Below are 15,834 nucleotides of genomic sequence, written 5' to 3'. Positions count from 1 at the left end.
ATTAAGGGTCACAATTTTGTTAAAACAACGCATTTTAACCTCGCTAGTGTTAGCACCTGCAGCGCTAGCCTTGGTTTTTTATACACCACTGACGTTATTTAGTTACTTTGCAGGCGCCATTGTTTTAATGGGCGCTTGGGAATGGTCTGCTTTTATGGGGCTTTGCGACAAAATCAAAAGAGGCGTCTTTGTTGCGCTAATTGCTGCATTACTGGCGGTGCTTAATTTACATTGGCCGATAGAATCGCTTTGGCAAAACGGCCAGTTAGTGGGTGACGCTAATTATTTATTCACCCTAGCGTTTGCATGGTGGATTGTTGCTAGTTATTTAATTTGGCGTTATCCGGCGATGGCCAAAGCGTGGAATGAAGGGCTGGTAATGCGTGGTATTGCTGGGCTACTAACTTTAGTGCCACTGTGGCTTGCGCTCAATACGCTTCGTAGTGCGCAATATGCTGAGTCTACACATTTTGGTTCTATGCTGATTTTGGTTGTACTTGGTATTGTGTGGAGCGCAGATATTGGTGCGTATTTCACTGGTAAAAGCTTTGGCAAACACAAGTTAATGCCAAAAGTAAGCCCAAATAAAACGATAGAAGGCCTTGCTGGTGGCATCGTTGCGTCAATCTTATTTGTTATGGCGTTTTGCCATTTTACCGATGTTGATTTAGCTGTGTGGCCAATTTATGCCATTATGACTGCATTTATAGCGTTATTTTCGGCAGTTGGCGATTTATTGGAAAGTATGTTTAAACGTGAAGCTGGCCTTAAAGACAGTGGGAAATGTTTACCTGGACATGGCGGTATTTTAGACCGTATTGATAGCTTAACAGCGGCAGCGCCAATGTTTGTAATGTGTTATGCATGGACCTTAAGTTTATGAGTCGTAAGCAGCAGCTAGTTATTTTAGGTGCTACGGGGTCAATTGGTTTAAGTACACTTGATGTTGTAGCAAAAAACAGTGACTTATTTGGTGTATTTGCTTTAACAGCGGGACAAAATGCAAAAAAAATGGCTGAGCTTTGCATAAAGCATTCGCCCCTTTATGCAGTTATGGCAACGCAAACTGCCGCAGAAGAGCTATCACTGCATTTAAAGGGCACAGCGTGTCAAACGCTGATTATGCACTCACAACAGGCAATGAGTGATTTATGTGCGCATCCTGAAGTAGACATAGTTATGTCTGCCATTGTAGGAGCCGCAGGATTGTTACCCACGCTTAGTGCAGTAGAAGCCGGCAAGAAAGTTCTGCTCGCGAATAAAGAGTCGCTGGTTATGTCGGGTCAATTGTTTATTGATAAAGTTATAAAGCACAAAGCCACTTTACTGCCAATTGATAGCGAACATAACGCTATTTTTCAGTGTTTGCCTCACTCAATACAGAATGCGCAAAGCGATAAGAACCTGCAAGATAATGGTGTCAGTAAAATTTTACTTACCGGTTCAGGTGGGCCATTTTTAACGCGTGAAATCAATACCTTAAAAGAGGTAACCGTTAGCGAAGCCGTCGCGCACCCTAATTGGTCTATGGGGCAAAAAATCTCAGTAGATTCTGCAACTATGATGAATAAAGGGTTGGAGTTTATTGAAGCCAAGTGGCTATTTAACTGTAATAGCGATGATATAGACGTTGTTATTCATCCTCAAAGCATTATTCACTCGATGGTGCAGTATCATGATGGCTCAATTTTAGCGCAAATGGGTAATCCTGATATGCGTACGCCTATTGCCCATGCATTAGCATTCCCAAAGCGAATTGACGCAGGTGTTAAATCGCTTAATTTTTCTGATATTTGTGATTTTTCGTTCACTAAACCTGACTTTACCCGTTACCCTAATTTGCAACTTGCTATTGATGCTTGCTCGGCGGGGCAGGGGGCAACGACGACCGTTAATGCTTCAAATGAGATAGCTGTTGCTGCATTTTTAAAAGGTAAAATTGGTTTTACAGATATTTATAAAATTAATGCGCAAACCTTAGAGTCGGCTCAATACACCAACGTGCAGAGTTTAGATGAAATATTACAATGCGATGAGCTTGCACGTGTCAACGCAACTCAGTTTATAAATAAAGTGGCTCATTAGTATGTTTGATTTTATTTGGAATCTTGGCTCATTTATTTTGGCATTAGGCATTTTAGTTACTGTGCATGAGTATGGCCATTTTTGGGTAGCACGAAAGGCGGGTGTTAAGGTGTTACGCTTTTCTATTGGTTTTGGTAAGCCCTTAATCAAATGGCACGACAAATACAACACTGAATATGTCATAGCTGCTATTCCACTTGGTGGTTATGTAAAAATGCTTGATGAGCGTGTGGACGATGTTCCACCAAATCAGCGGCATCTATCTTTTAACTCAAAGTCGGTACAAGCACGAATTGCTATTGTTGCAGCTGGGCCTATGGCAAATTTTTTGTTTGCTATTTTTGCGTTAGCGGTGATGTACATGGTGGGGGTGCAATCGGTTAAACCGGTAGTTGGCAGCATTACTGAGGGAAGCCGGGCAGAGCAAGCCGGCCTTATGCCAAGCCAACACATTATTAAAATTGGTGATGACAATATAACCACTTGGCAAGATGCGACGTTCGCTTTTATGTCGCGATTAGGTGAACAACGCGTAGAGGTTACAGTCCGCGATGAAAACTTACAAACACGCGTTAAAACACTCAACATTGATGGTTGGAAGCTTGATCAACAAGATGTTCCTCCACTAACCTCTTTGGGCATTGTACCATTTCGCCCGCAAGCCACATTAACGGTTGCCGCAGTGACTAAAAATTCGGCAGCGGAACAGGCCAATTTGCAAGTTAACGACACTATTTTGGCTGTAAACGGTGAAACTATAAGCAATTGGCCGCAATTAGTTAATGTAATTACGCAATCGGCTAACAAATCTTTACAATTTAGTGTAAAAAGACAAGATAGTATAAAAACCATAACAGTGACGCCTCAAGGGCGTGTTGGCAACAATGGTATTGAACAAGGCTTTTTAGGTATAGCGCCTGTTGTGCAGCAATGGCCTGAGGGGTATGTACAATCCCGAAGTTTTGGACCGCTTGATAGTATTGTTCGCGGTACAAAAGAAACGTGGCGATTAATTACGCTGAGCTTTGACATGATTGGTAATTTAATTACGGGTCAAGTTTCGGTTAAAAATTTAAGTGGTCCTGTTGGTATTGCAGTGGGAGCAGGGACTAGCGTAAGCTATGGTTTAGTTGCCTTTTTAAGCTTTTTAGCCCTAATAAGCGTTAACTTGGGTGTATTTAATTTATTACCCCTGCCAGTGCTTGATGGTGGACACTTAATGTATTATATAATTGAACTTTTTCGTAAAAAGCCGGTCTCTGAAAAGACACAAGAATTTGGTTTTAAAGTGGGGGCGTTACTACTCATTTTTCTAACATGTTTCGCTTTGTTCAATGATGTATCGCGTTTGTAGTTAACGCGTAACATTTATTAATTAGAACACGATTGTAAAGCACTAGTAATTTAGGTGTTGAGCGGTAATACAGTTGTAAAGGATAAAGATAATAAAATGGCGATAAAAAAACATTTGGCAGTTTCAAGTTTATTGGGTGCAAGCTTTGCCGCCCTAGGCCAAACTTCCTTTATTGTTGAAGACTTGAAAGTTGAAGGCTTACAACGCGTAGCACTGGGTGCTGCATTAACTCATATTCCTATTAACGTAGGCGATAATGTAGATGACTACACAATTTCAAAAACAATAAAGTCACTTTATCGTTCTGGCCACTTCGACAACATCAAAGCATTGCGTGATGGAAACAACGTTATTTTTAAAGTAACAGAGCGCCCAACCATCAGCTTTATTGAGTTTGAAGGTAATAAAGATATTAAAGATGAGCAACTTAATGAGTCGCTTGATCAGCAAGATATCCGCCAAGGTGAACCACTTGATAAAACAGTAATAGACAACATTGAAAAAGGCTTAGTAGAGTTTTTTCATAGTATTGGTAAATACAATGCAACGGTTGATATTAGTGTTACTAAATTGCCACGTAACCGCGTTAAACTTAAATTGGAGTTTGACGAAGGTGATGCTGCGTCTATCCGTCAAATTAACTTAGTGGGTAATGAGCTTTTTTCTAATGAAGAATTACTAAAACTTGCCGAGTCTCAGCAAGATTTACCTTGGTGGCAGTTTATGGGCAGCGATCGCTACCAAAAACAAACTATTGAAGGCGATTTAGAAAAAATCCGCAGCTTTTATTTAGACCGTGGTTATTTACGTTTTAATATCGATTCGACGCAGGTATCGGTAAGTCCAGAGCGTGAGTCTGTATATGTAACGGCTAACCTTACCGAAGGCGTGAAGTATAAGGTTAAAGGCTTTGATTTTATTGGTGACTTACTCGGTCGAGAAGATTTAATCAAAAGCGTTATCCCACTGAGAGCTGGTGAGCTTTACAATGGCTCTGTTGTTACATCGTCAGAAGAGTTCATTAAAAGTTATTTAGCACGTTTTGGTTATGCAAATGCTGAAGTGCGTACAATTCCTGAAATTGACGACGAAAAGCAAGAAGTTCAGTTAACTTTATCTGTTAACCCAGGTAAGCGTGTTTACGTTCGCCGTATAATTGTTGGTGGTAACCAAAACACCGCAGATGAAGTATTGCGCCGTGAAATGACGCAACTAGAAGGTGCATGGTTATCAAACCAAAACCTTGAGCGTTCAAAACTACAAATTCAACGTTTACCGTACATGGAAACTGTTGATTTTAATGTAGTGCCCGTGCCAGGTGTAGACGACCAAGTTGACGTAGATTTCACTGTAAAAGAACAGTCAGCCGGTAGTTTTAATGCTGGCCTTGCTTATGGTTCATACCTAGGTCTGCAATTTAATATTGGTGTAACTGAATCTAACTTTTTAGGTACAGGTAACCAAATTGGTTTAAATTTAAATACGTCTACTGGTTCCGAAAGTATCAGTTTATCGTACACAGACCCTTACTTTACGCCTGATGGCGTATCGCAAGGCAGCAGTATTTTTTACCGAAACTACGACGCAAGTAAGTTTAGTCTTGTAGATTACAAGTCAAAAAGTTATGGTTTAGGTACAAATATTGGTTTTCCGATTGATGCAATAAACCGAGTTAATTTTGGTGTGCGCTGGATAAAAGAAGAGCTGTCAGATATTGCTGAGTACGAGCAAACGCGCGTATTACGTGAGACATTCTTTGACCCTGAAAACCCAGATGCGGGCTTTGATTTTACTAAATATGAGTTAAGTGTTGGTTGGTCACGTATTACGGTTAACCGGGGTTTATTCCCAACAGCAGGTTCGCGCCAAACGTTAAACTTAACGGGGACGACACCAAATTCAGACTTGACCTATTTCAAGCTTAATTACGACTCACGTTTTTACTGGCCAATATCTAACGACCATCGCTGGGTATTCTCGGCACGTGCTGCGCTCGGTTACGGTAACGGTTATGGGTCAACGAATGGATACGATCAAACGCTTCCGTTCCAAGAGTTCTTCCGTATAACTGAAATGGAACTACGTGGTTTTGACCGTAATACGATATTGCCACAAGCTGTATCACGTATTGCAACGACTATTCCTGGGACACTAAATCCAGATGGTTCTACTTCAGGTCCTATCAATAGTGCGTCGGAGTTCGATCAGTTAATACCACAAGGTCGAATTGGTGGTAACGCCAAAGCGGTGGCAGGCATGGAGTTAATTGTTCCTACACCGTTTTTAGATGAAGAAAATACAAGTTCAGTGCGTACCAGCTTCTTTGTTGATGCTGCAAACGTATGGGACACAGAGTTTAGCGTAGACCGCTATCAAAACTTACTCGTAGACCAACGCAATAAGCTGGATGATTATTCAGATCCTATGCGTTTTAGAGTATCGACCGGTTTATCATTACAGTGGATCTCTCCAATGGGTCCTATGCTGATTAGTTTTGCGTATCCATTGCAAAAAGAAGAAGATGACGATACGAAGACCATCAGTTTTAATATTAGTAACACTTTCTAAAGGAGTTTTTTATGACTAAATTATTTAAATCAACGGCAGTAGCTGTTTTAGCAACGTTAATGATGGGTACTTCTGCTAGTGCACTTGCACATAAAGTAGGTGTAGTAGATATGCAAGAAATCTACAAGCAAATTCCTCAAATGGCTAAAATTGAGCAGTCACTACAAAGTGAGTTTGCTGAGCGTCGTCAAGAGCTTGAAAAGTTACAAGGTGATATTCGCTTTGAAGCAGAAAAATTTAAGCGTGAGAGCACAACGATGAGCCAAGCTCAAAAAGATGCACTACGTGATAAAATTCAAGGTATGCAAAAAAACCTTGCTGAAGTAGGTCGTCCTTTAGAGCAAGAAATCAAAGCACGTCAAAACCAAGAGCTTGCAAAAGTTCAGGGCTTAATTATTAAAACAATTGAAGAGATTGCTAAAGACGGTGACTTTGATGAAGTTAAAGTAAAAGACACAACAATTTACTTTAACCCTAAAGAAGTAACAGATCTTTCATCTAAAGTAGTAACCGCTGTTAGCAAGAAATAATCACTCTATGCAAAATTATACGCTTTCGCAAATTGCGGAACTTCTAGGCGCCGAACTTCAGGGTGATGGCGCTTTAGAGATAACAAAAATAGCGACACTTGCAAATGCCCGTACTGGGCATATTGCATTTTTAGCGAACTCAAAATATCGTGTTCAACTTGAAACGACTCAAGCCAGTGCTGTCATTGTTAACCAAGCCGATGCAGCGCACTTTGATGGTAATAAAGTGATTGTTTCAAATCCGTATGTCAGTTACGCAAAGCTTGCGCAATTTATGGATACAACACCGCGTTCAGCCTCTACGGGCATTCACCCAAGCGCAACGATTCATCCAAGTGCAAATATAAGTAAAAGTGCGGCTATAGGCGCAAATGCTGTTATAGAAGCTGATGCAGTCATTGGTGACAAGGCGCAAATTGGTCCGAACAGTTTTATCGGAGAACGTGTTAAAATAGGTGCCGGTACAAAGCTTTGGCCGAGTGTGACTATTTATCACGATGTTGAAATTGGTGCAGATTGTTTGTTCCAGGCAAATAGTGTTATTGGCAGTGACGGATTTGGTTATGCAAATGAGCGTGGGCAGTGGGTTAAAATTCCTCAGCTAGGCTCTGTGATTATTGGTGACAAAGTTGAAGTGGGCGCAAGTACCACTATTGACCGTGGCGCACTCGATGACACAATTATCCATAGCAATGTGATTATTGATAACCAGTGTCAAATAGCACACAACGTTGAAGTTAACTCAGGCACAGCAATTGCTGGCTGCTCTGTCCTTGCAGGTAGTGTCACCATAGGTAAAAACTGCCAAATTGGTGGTATGACTGCAATTAATGGTCACATGTCAGTATGTGATGGTGTTATAATTACCGGTATGAGCATGGTGACAAAATCAATCACCGAACCCGGTATTTATTCATCAGGTATGCCCCATACAACTAACAAAGAATGGCGTAAATCAATTGCTCACTTGCGCAATCTGTCAGACATGAAGTCTCGTTTGAAAGCGCTTGAAGCACTTGCTAAGTCATAAACGTTGAACACATAAAAGGATGCTATTTTGGCAAACGAATTAAATAGCCTTGATATTCAAGAAATCTTAGCTTTATTACCGCACCGTTACCCGATGCTTTTAATTGATCGTGTTATTGACTTTACCCCGGGTAAGTCATTGCATGCTATTAAAAATGTATCTATAAACGAGCCTATTTTTACTGGGCATTTTCCAAACCAGCCTATTTTCCCAGGTGTGCTAATATTAGAAGCAATGGCACAAGCCACTGGTCTTCTTGGTTTTAAAACAGTTGAAAATCGCAGTGAAGATGAGCTTTACTTATTTGCTGCAGTAGACAACGCACGTTTTAAACAACCGGTTGTCCCTGGCGATACATTGCATTTGCATGTAGAGTTTTTAAAAGAGCGCCGCAATATATGGAAGTTTGCTGCTGAAGCTAAAGTTGACGGCAAAGTAGTATGTAGTGCCGAAATTATGTGTGCGAGAAGAGAGTTTTAATAGTGATCCATTCTACAGCAATAATCGAACCTGGCGCTAAACTAGGCAACAATGTCTCAGTTGGTCCGTATAGTTATATAGGCAATGATGTTGTTATCGGTGATAACTGTATTATTGAGTCTCACGTTGTTGTCAAAGGACCTTCGACCATTGGTTCTGGAAATCATATTTTTCAATTTGCGTCTGTAGGCGAAGCTTGCCAAGACAAAAAATACAACAACGAACCAACGACATTAATCATTGGCGACAACAATGTTATTCGTGAATGTGCGACTATTCACCGTGGTACCATCCAGGACCAAGGTGTAACAAAAATTGGTAGCAACAATTTATTTATGGCTTACACACACGTAGCACATGACGCTGTGATTGGCGATAATGTGATCTTTGCTAATAATGCCAGCGTTGCAGGCCACGTTCATGTTGCTGATTGGGTTATATTAGGTGGTAACTCAGGTGTTCATCAATTTTGTAAAATTGGCGCGCATGCGTTTATTGGCATGTACTCTGGCGTAAATAAAGATGTACCGCCATTCGTGACCACGATTGGTATGCCAGCAGGTCCTGCTGCAATCAATAAAGAAGGTATGAAACGCCGTGGCTTTGAAAGCGATGAAATAATGGCAGTACGCCGTGCTTATAAAGCGTTTTATCGAAAGAGTTTAGGTGTTGACGAAGCAATTGCATCACTAAGTGAAGATGCTGCTAAGTACCCTGCAGTGCAAACCATGATAGACTTTGTAAAAAGCTCTGAGCGCGGTATTGTAAGATAATTACAAGCTTTGCTTTGAGTATTAAAAACCACCTAAGAGTAATTGCAGGTGGTTTTTTATTGCCTACAAAATGGCTCTCTTAAATAAATTCAGTACACACTCAGCTAAGCAAGGTTAACCTTTGCGCGAATTTTTATAATTAAAGCGCAGTTATGTCTCTTACTAAGTTAATTTTTATCCTCAGTTTTTTGTCAATTTTAGCTGCGTGTAGCAGTCAGCGTGTAGCTACCTCAGCTGATGGCGAGCGCAGCCAGTTAGGTAAAGCTTCCTATTACGCTAATAAATATCATGGCCGCACAACCGCAAACGGTGAGGTTTTTAGCCAAAATGCAGAAACAGCTGCGCATTTAGATTTACCCTATGGTACTAAAGTAAAGGTAACTAACTTGGCAAATAACAAATCTGTAATTGTAAGAATAAACGACAGAGGGCCTTACGTAAGAGGGCGAGTGATTGATTTATCATTAGCTATGTTTAAAAAAATAGCCGACCCTAAGGTCGGCGTTATCGATGTATCAATCAGTGTATTAAAACCGGGTAGTTAGTGCTACATAATCTGGATAAGCGCTACTGAGCTCTTTATGAGAGCCTTGTGCAATCACTTTACCATCCTCTAACCATATAACATTATTCATTTGGCTAAGAAGAGCAGGGTCGTGGGTAATTGTAAGTACGCTTACGTTACTCATTACCTGCATAATGGCGTTCATTACGGTTTGCTTAGAATGGTTATCTAGCCCTTCTGTAGGTTCATCAAGTACTAAAATAGCGGGGTTTTGTAATAAAGCCTGAGCTATCGCTATACGCCTTGATTGCCCTTGAGATACATTACGCCCGCCAGTACCTAAACGTGTTTTTAAACCCGCTTTTAAACCATCAAACCAAGGTTTTAACTCTGCAAGTTTAATTGCTTCTAGCATTTCATCTTTTGTAGCATTTGGCGCAGCATAGCGTAAATTTTCACTCAGAGTGCCGTCAAAAATATGGTGCTGCTGCGCTAATATATTTATAACGCTTGCACGGGTGTCATTGCTTAGTGAGTGCAGCTCATGGGGGGTATTTTGATCACCCAACGTAATGCTGCCTTGCTGAAGTGGCCATAACCCAGTTAGCAAATTAACCAACGTGGTTTTACCACTCCCACTACGACCTACAATAGCCACTTTTTGCTGAGCTTTAAGGATAAAGCTAACGTTAGTTAATGCAGTATGCTCATCGTATTTATAGCTAATGTTATTAAGGGTTAGTGAGGTATTATTTTTATCATATTGGGTATCAATTAAAGCGACTTGATTGTTACTCTGAGCAGATACTTTATCTTGAAGTGTAAATAGTCGCTCTGCGGCTTTTAGTACATTAGGTAACTCAATAAATGCATTAGGCAGGAGTAATACGCTTTCAAAACTTGCCAATACAAATAGGCTTAGCATGGCAAGTTCTACATTTACCATGGCACCGGTGTATACCAACGGCACAATAGTAACGATGGCGCCTAGCATGGCTAGTTGCACTACCAGTAAGCTTAGGCCATCGCTATTTGCCAGTGCTTTATGGCGATTATAAAGTTGCTGATTGTACTGCTGATTCAATTTATTACATTTTGAAATTTGATCGTCACCTGCTTGGTAAATACTCAGTTCTCTAAGGCCTGTTAGCGTGTCAGAAAGTTCGGCTCTAAGTTGAGCACTTAGCTGCGTTTCTTTATGGCTATTTTTGTTTAACTTAATACTTAGTAAAGCCGGTAAAACAACACCAATTAATAAAATGCCAGTAAAACAAATAAGTGCAACGTTTGCATTGTAGGCCGCCATAAACACCATAATAATTGGTACGCTTAATAGCGCTACTAGCATAGGGAGTAAGATGTTTAAGTAAAATTTATCTAGGGCATCAACATCGTTTTGTAAGCGGTTTACTAAATCGGCGCTGCGGCTCATTGCTAAATCTACATTGTTTAGCTTACTTAGTGTTGCGAACATATTTACGCGAATTTCACTCAACAATAAAAAAGTCGCATTATGAGTAACTAAACGCTCAGCATAACGAGAAGCCGTTCTTACAATAGCTAAAAAACGTATTGTGCCAGCGGGTGTAAAGTAATTCATTTGCACGCCAGCAATACCTGCAGCTGCCATAGATGCCAAAAACCAGCCTGAAATAGCCAGTAGGCCAACGTTCGCAAGCACTGTAATTGTTGCTAACAGTGTAGCGAGCAACATGGCTTTATAATGAGGGCGGCAGAGCTTTATCAATCCAATAAAGTTATTCATGGGCCACTCCTTGCTTAGTGGCATTTAGCAAATCATAAAACACGCCATGCTGAGTGCGTAGTTTTTCAAAGCTACCTTGCTCAGTGATCTTACCCTGGTCCATTACAATAATATTGTCGGCGTGTTTTACAGTATTTAATCTGTGTGCGATTACCAGTACTAAATTGTTCTTAGCGTACATATTAATGGCGTGTTGAATGTGTTGCTCTGTTTGGCTATCAAGGTGAGCTGTTGGCTCATCAAGCATTAAAATAGGGGCATTTTTTAAAAACGCACGGGCTAGTGCTATGCGTTGTTTTTGACCGCCAGAGAGGCCTTCACCTTGCTCACCTATTATCGTATCGAACCCACGTGGAAGTGAGTTTATAAATTCAAGCGCACCTGCTTGATGTGCCGCTTGCTCAAGTTCGGGCTGTGTCGCATCAGGTTTAGCTAATAAAATGTTCGCACCAATGCTATCGTAAAATAAGGTCGGATTTTGAGGTATCCACGCAACCTGACTCTGAAGTTGTGTAATATTGTTTGCTGTTAATGGCAATCCGTTAATATAAATACAGGGCATTACTTGGGCATGAAAGCCTAATAGGCAGTCAAATAGAGTGCTTTTCCCAGAACCACTGTTACCCACAACTGCAACTAACCCTTTTTTTGGTAATTTTAGGGTTATATCGTGTATTCCTTCAATACTATTTGGGTACGTATAACTAAGCTTTTTAATATCTATAGAATTAAGTTTATCTAAACTAGAGTGCGTGATTGTATTTGAAACAGAATCAGCCTCATTATTTGGTAGAGGCGCATTTAAAATAGTCACCATGTCCGCAGCAGCACTTATACCTTGCAAGCGAGCATGGTAATGGCTCCCCAATTGGCGTAAAGGTAGATAAAATTCGGGGGCTAAAAGCAGTACTACAAAGCCTGTAGAAAAGTCGAGGGTGCCGAAAAACAGTCTAAAGCCAATAATAACAGCCACCAAGGCCACACTAATGGTAGCTAAAAACTCCAAAGCAAAAGACGATAAAAATGCAATTTTTAATACGCCTAGTGTTGTATGTCTAAAGTCATCAGAAATTTTAGCGATTTGTTTTAATTCGGTTTGCGTTGCATTAAACAGTTTTAATTGTGTTAATCCCTGTACTCTGTCAAAAAAGTAATTACCAAGCACTGCGAGTTGTTGCCAACGTTTTTGATTTAGAGCTTCAGCTTTAGAGCCGACTAAAATCATAAAAAAGGGAATAAGTGGGGCCGTTAATAAAAATATTAATCCCGCTTTATAATCGGTTGGAAAAATAACAACCAATATTGCCAGTGGGATAAGGGCACTGTAAGCAACACCAGGTAGATACTTTGCATAATAGTCGTGAAGTTCTTCTACGCCATTGTGCAATGTATTTAAGGTTGCACCTTGGCCGTGTTGCTCAATGTAACTTGGGCCTAGCAAGCTTAATTTAGTTAACAGTGTTTGGCGCATAGCCGATTTTATTTTAAGGGCAGCAAAAGCACTTAGCCTTTCACTTAGCGCTAAAAATATAGCGCGAAGCAAAATAATACCTGCTAATGGCCACAGCAAGTGAGAGATTTCACTTAAGCTACTACCTTCAAACATTACATTATGAATAGTTTGAGCAAGTAAATAAGCACCTGTAATCATTAAAATGGCGTTAAAAGTACCTAGCGCAATACTGAGCTTTAACCATAATGAGGCGGGTTTACTTTGTGTTTTTAAAAAAGCGCGCAGTGTTTGCTGCTGCGCGCGATTTGGTCGGGGTTTAGTCGTCATTTTTGGTCGAGTTAGCCTCGTTCAATAAATCATGCATCGGTTGTTCATCATCAGCAATGCTGTTTTTATTTTGATGAAATTCATACCACATTACATTTATTACGCCTAAGGTACAGGCTAAAAGTACACCTAAAATCCAAGCAAAATACCACATAGTTTAGTCTCCTTAGTAGCTGCCATGAGTGTTAGTTTCAATTTCTTCTACGGTTACTCTGCGCCACATTTTTACGTAACACCATGTTGTGTAAGTTAAAATTAATGGTACAAAAATGGCCACGGCTACAAGCATAATGTTAAGTGTTTTATGGCTCGAAACGGCGTCCCAAATTGTTAAGCTAATATTAGGGTTGTTAATTGATGGCATAATAAACGGGAATAATGAAACGCCCGCAGTCATAATGACACCCACTAGCATAAGTGCTGTTGAAATAAGCCCTAACGCTGGTTTATTGAGCTTAGAAAAAATTAGCGCGCTCAGCGCCATTGCAAACGCCAAAATAGGAAAGGTCATTGTCCATGAGCGTTCTGCATAATTATTTAGCCAAGCCCCTTTTGCTGTTGTAACCACTTTAGCTAGCGGATCAGCATGGCCTTGAGTATCGCCCATAGACACAATTTGGTAGCCATTCAAATTAGCAACCCATGCCCCCGCAGCTGCAAATAAAATAATAAATGCAATTAATGCATAACGTCCATACTGGCCAGAACGCTGTGCAACTGCATCAGCCGTTCTAAGTTGTAACCACATACCAGCATGGGCAATTAACATAGCCACACTAATTAAACCTGCAAGCAGTGCGAATGGGTTTAACAAGCCAAAAAATGAACCTTGGTAACTCACACGTAACAGGTTATCGATATTAAATGGGACACCTAAAAATAAATTACCAAATGCCACACCAAACACGAGTGCTGGAATAGCGCTACCTGCAAACAGGCCCCAATCCCAGTTATTACGCCAGCGTTTAGAGTCAATTTTAGAACGATAATCAAACCCAAGCGGTCTAAAAAAGAGGGCAAATAGTACAAGCATCATTGCAAAGTAAAAGCCCGAAAAAGCGGCGGCATACACCATAGGCCAAGCGGCAAATAACGCGCCACCGGCGGTAATAAACCATACTTGGTTACCATCCCAGTGCGCACCAATTGTGTTAATGACAGTACGTCGTTCTAAATCTGTTTTACCTACTAGACGAAGGAGCATAGCAACCCCCATATCCATACCGTCGGTAATTGCAAAGCCGATTAAAAGCACCCCAATGATCAACCACCACAACATTTTTAATGTTTCATAATCAAAAATCATGATTATTCTCCTTTTGCTTGTGTGTTGTTTGGCAGCTCAAAATGGTATTTACCAGTGTGTAATGAGCTAGGGCCTTTTTTAATAAAGTGAATCATTAACCAGCCTTCAACAATGGCAAGGCCTGTATAGAAAATAATGAAACCTGTTAAGCTAATTAAAATATCGTTTACCGTCAGTGATGACGTTGCTAAAAAAGTCGGTAGTATTTCAGAAATAGCCCAAGGTTGGCGGCCATATTCTGCAACAATCCAGCCAAATTCAATCGCAATCCATGGCAATGGAATACTTAATACAGTGGCCCAAAGCAGCCAGCGTTTTTGTTCAATTATACGGTGTGCGTTGTAATAGAATGCTAATACAAACACCGCAAGCATAGCCACGCCACAGGCAACCATGATCCTAAACGACCAAAACATAGGGCCTACTTTTGGAAACGAATCTTTCACTGCTTTTTGAATTTGCTCATCGGTCGCATCAACAACATCTGATGTATACCGCTTAAGCAATAAGCCATAGCCTAAATCGTCTTTTACTGCGTCAAATTTAGCAATGTTTTCAGGAGTATCTTCGCCATTTCTGAGTTTAGTGAGGTAGCCATAAGCAATCATACCGTTACGAATACGTACTTCATGTTTTTTCTCTAAATCAGAGATGCCCATTACTTTTTCGTCAAGTGAACGCGTAGCAATAATGCCCAATGCATAGGGTATTTTTACGGCTGCATGCGTTACTTGCTCTTCTGAGTCGGGAAAACCAAACGCAGTGAATGCAGCGGGCGCTTCTTCTGTATGCCACTCAGCTTCAATTGTCGCTAATTTTACTTTTTGAATTTCACCGACTTCGTAGCCTGATTCATCACCGAGTAAAATAACACATAAAATTGAGGCTAAGCCAAACCCCGATGCCACCGAAAATGACCGTTTAGCAAACGCTAAATCGCGGCCTTTGAGTATGTACCAGCTGCTTATGCCCAAAACAAACATAGATGCGGCAACATAGCCCGCCGACACGGTATGAATAAACTTAACCTGCGCTACGGGGTTAAATACCAGTTCTGCAAAACTGGTCATTTCCATACGCATTGTCTGGTAGTTAAACTCAGCCCCTACTGGATTTTGCATCCAACCATTCGCAATTAATATCCATAAAGCCGATAAGTTTGTGCCCAGCGCCATTAAAAAGGTAGCACCTAAATGTTGACGTTTAGACAGCCTATCCCACCCTAAGAAGAACATTCCCACAAAGGTTGATTCTAAAAAGAATGCCATTAACCCTTCAATAGCCAGAGGAGCACCAAATACATCGCCCACATAATGGGAGTAATAAGACCAGTTAGTGCCAAATTCAAATTCCATCGTGAGGCCTGTGGCAACACCAATGGCAAAGTTAATGCCAAATAACTTACCCCAAAACTTAGTCATATCACGATAAATTTCGCGACCAGTCATAACGTAAACTGATTCCATAATAACTAAGATCCAAGTCATACCTATTGTTAACGGTACAAATATGAAGTGAAAGAGTGCAGTAATGGCAAACTGCAGTCGCGATAGATCCACAAAGGTTTCATCTATCATTTTATGCTCCTTGAATGTGACGGATTAACTGGACAATGAGGTATTGGCAGAGTTAATTATTAAATGAACTTTCAGTAATTA

General features: G+C 40.6%; 14 protein-coding genes. 9 read left to right on the top strand and 5 right to left on the bottom strand.

From position 1 onward, the window contains the following. Positions 1-16 precede the first annotated feature (16 nt). The 9 genes from AC27I2_RS11950 (at position 17) to AC27I2_RS11910 (ending at position 9,365) form a co-directional block, all read left to right on the top strand. Complete coding sequence (locus AC27I2_RS11950) at positions 17-883, top strand: phosphatidate cytidylyltransferase (RefSeq protein WP_058405709.1); 867 nt, start codon at positions 17-19, stop codon at positions 881-883. Continuing rightward, the gene (ispC, locus tag AC27I2_RS11945) at positions 880-2,085 is read left to right on the top strand and encodes a 1-deoxy-D-xylulose-5-phosphate reductoisomerase (RefSeq protein ID WP_487204441.1); all 1,206 of its coding nucleotides are present in this window, start codon (positions 880-882) and stop codon (positions 2,083-2,085) included. The genes AC27I2_RS11950 and ispC overlap by 4 nt, the downstream gene beginning before the upstream one ends. A gap of 1 nt (position 2,086) precedes the next feature. Further along, positions 2,087-3,439 carry a sigma E protease regulator RseP gene (gene rseP / locus AC27I2_RS11940; protein ID WP_487204406.1) on the top strand — a complete coding sequence of 451 codons (1,353 nt, stop codon included), beginning with the start codon at positions 2,087-2,089 and terminating at the stop codon, positions 3,437-3,439. Positions 3,440-3,535: 96 nt separating this feature from the next. Beyond that, positions 3,536-6,007 carry an outer membrane protein assembly factor BamA gene (bamA, locus tag AC27I2_RS11935; protein ID WP_058405750.1) on the top strand — a complete coding sequence of 824 codons (2,472 nt, stop codon included), beginning with the start codon at positions 3,536-3,538 and terminating at the stop codon, positions 6,005-6,007. A gap of 11 nt (positions 6,008-6,018) precedes the next feature. Further along, a complete protein-coding gene (locus tag AC27I2_RS11930; RefSeq protein ID WP_006793627.1) occupies positions 6,019-6,537 on the top strand; it encodes an OmpH/Skp family outer membrane protein in 519 nt (172 codons plus the stop codon). 7 nt (positions 6,538-6,544) lie between these two features. Beyond that, positions 6,545-7,567, top strand: a complete 1,023-nt coding sequence (gene lpxD / locus AC27I2_RS11925; protein ID WP_138527959.1) for a UDP-3-O-(3-hydroxymyristoyl)glucosamine N-acyltransferase — start codon at positions 6,545-6,547, stop codon at positions 7,565-7,567. 27 nt (positions 7,568-7,594) lie between these two features. Further along, complete coding sequence (fabZ, locus tag AC27I2_RS11920) at positions 7,595-8,047, top strand: 3-hydroxyacyl-ACP dehydratase FabZ (protein WP_058405706.1); 453 nt, start codon at positions 7,595-7,597, stop codon at positions 8,045-8,047. Positions 8,048-8,049: 2 nt separating this feature from the next. After that, the gene (gene lpxA / locus AC27I2_RS11915; protein ID WP_058405705.1) at positions 8,050-8,820 is read left to right on the top strand and encodes an acyl-ACP--UDP-N-acetylglucosamine O-acyltransferase; all 771 of its coding nucleotides are present in this window, start codon (positions 8,050-8,052) and stop codon (positions 8,818-8,820) included. 152 nt (positions 8,821-8,972) lie between these two features. Continuing rightward, on the top strand, positions 8,973-9,365 hold the full coding sequence (locus tag AC27I2_RS11910; RefSeq protein ID WP_487204405.1) for a septal ring lytic transglycosylase RlpA family protein: 393 nt from the start codon (positions 8,973-8,975) through the stop codon (positions 9,363-9,365). Here AC27I2_RS11910 and cydC read toward each other — a convergent pair. Genes cydC through AC27I2_RS11885 form a run of 5 tightly spaced genes read right to left on the bottom strand, consistent with a single transcriptional unit; the run spans position 9,348 to position 15,753 of the window. Then, positions 9,348-11,090, bottom strand: a complete 1,743-nt coding sequence (gene cydC, locus AC27I2_RS11905) for a thiol reductant ABC exporter subunit CydC (RefSeq protein WP_487204404.1) — start codon at positions 11,088-11,090, stop codon at positions 9,348-9,350. The two genes, AC27I2_RS11910 and cydC, sit on opposite strands and share 18 nt — an antisense overlap. After that, positions 11,083-12,870, bottom strand: a complete 1,788-nt coding sequence (cydD, locus tag AC27I2_RS11900) for a thiol reductant ABC exporter subunit CydD (RefSeq protein ID WP_487204403.1) — start codon at positions 12,868-12,870, stop codon at positions 11,083-11,085. The genes cydC and cydD overlap by 8 nt, the downstream gene beginning before the upstream one ends. After that, positions 12,860-13,024, bottom strand: a complete 165-nt coding sequence (cydX, locus tag AC27I2_RS11895; RefSeq protein WP_487204402.1) for a cytochrome bd-I oxidase subunit CydX — start codon at positions 13,022-13,024, stop codon at positions 12,860-12,862. The genes cydD and cydX overlap by 11 nt, the downstream gene beginning before the upstream one ends. 12 nt (positions 13,025-13,036) lie before the next feature. Continuing rightward, on the bottom strand, positions 13,037-14,176 hold the full coding sequence (gene cydB, locus AC27I2_RS11890; RefSeq protein ID WP_058405701.1) for a cytochrome d ubiquinol oxidase subunit II: 1,140 nt from the start codon (positions 14,174-14,176) through the stop codon (positions 13,037-13,039). A 2-nt stretch (positions 14,177-14,178) separates the two neighbouring features. Then, complete coding sequence (locus AC27I2_RS11885; protein WP_058552868.1) at positions 14,179-15,753, bottom strand: cytochrome ubiquinol oxidase subunit I; 1,575 nt, start codon at positions 15,751-15,753, stop codon at positions 14,179-14,181. Positions 15,754-15,834: the final 81 nt, after the last annotated feature.

It is taken from the genome of Pseudoalteromonas sp. NH0006-46 (assembly GCF_057547735.1).
Note: the sequence above shows the minus strand (reverse complement) of the source record. Positions and strands in the feature narration are given on the sequence as shown.

What these genes read in the sequence shown, in the direction of transcription:
- ispC (WP_487204441.1), top strand. Translation starts at nt 880, where the DNA reads ATGAGTCGTAAGCAGCAGCTAGTTATTTTAGGTGCTACGGGGTCAATT.
- rseP (WP_487204406.1), top strand. Translation starts at nt 2,087, where the DNA reads ATGTTTGATTTTATTTGGAATCTTGGCTCATTTATTTTGGCATTAGGC.
- bamA (WP_058405750.1), top strand. Translation starts at nt 3,536, where the DNA reads ATGGCGATAAAAAAACATTTGGCAGTTTCAAGTTTATTGGGTGCAAGC.
- AC27I2_RS11930 (WP_006793627.1), top strand. Translation starts at nt 6,019, where the DNA reads ATGACTAAATTATTTAAATCAACGGCAGTAGCTGTTTTAGCAACGTTA.
- lpxD (WP_138527959.1), top strand. Translation starts at nt 6,545, where the DNA reads ATGCAAAATTATACGCTTTCGCAAATTGCGGAACTTCTAGGCGCCGAA.
- AC27I2_RS11910 (WP_487204405.1), top strand. Translation starts at nt 8,973, where the DNA reads ATGTCTCTTACTAAGTTAATTTTTATCCTCAGTTTTTTGTCAATTTTA.
- cydC (WP_487204404.1), bottom strand. Translation starts at nt 11,090, where the DNA reads ATGAATAACTTTATTGGATTGATAAAGCTCTGCCGCCCTCATTATAAA.
- cydD (WP_487204403.1), bottom strand. Translation starts at nt 12,870, where the DNA reads ATGACGACTAAACCCCGACCAAATCGCGCGCAGCAGCAAACACTGCGC.
- cydX (WP_487204402.1), bottom strand. Translation starts at nt 13,024, where the DNA reads ATGTGGTATTTTGCTTGGATTTTAGGTGTACTTTTAGCCTGTACCTTA.
- cydB (WP_058405701.1), bottom strand. Translation starts at nt 14,176, where the DNA reads ATGATTTTTGATTATGAAACATTAAAAATGTTGTGGTGGTTGATCATT.
- AC27I2_RS11885 (WP_058552868.1), bottom strand. Translation starts at nt 15,753, where the DNA reads ATGATAGATGAAACCTTTGTGGATCTATCGCGACTGCAGTTTGCCATT.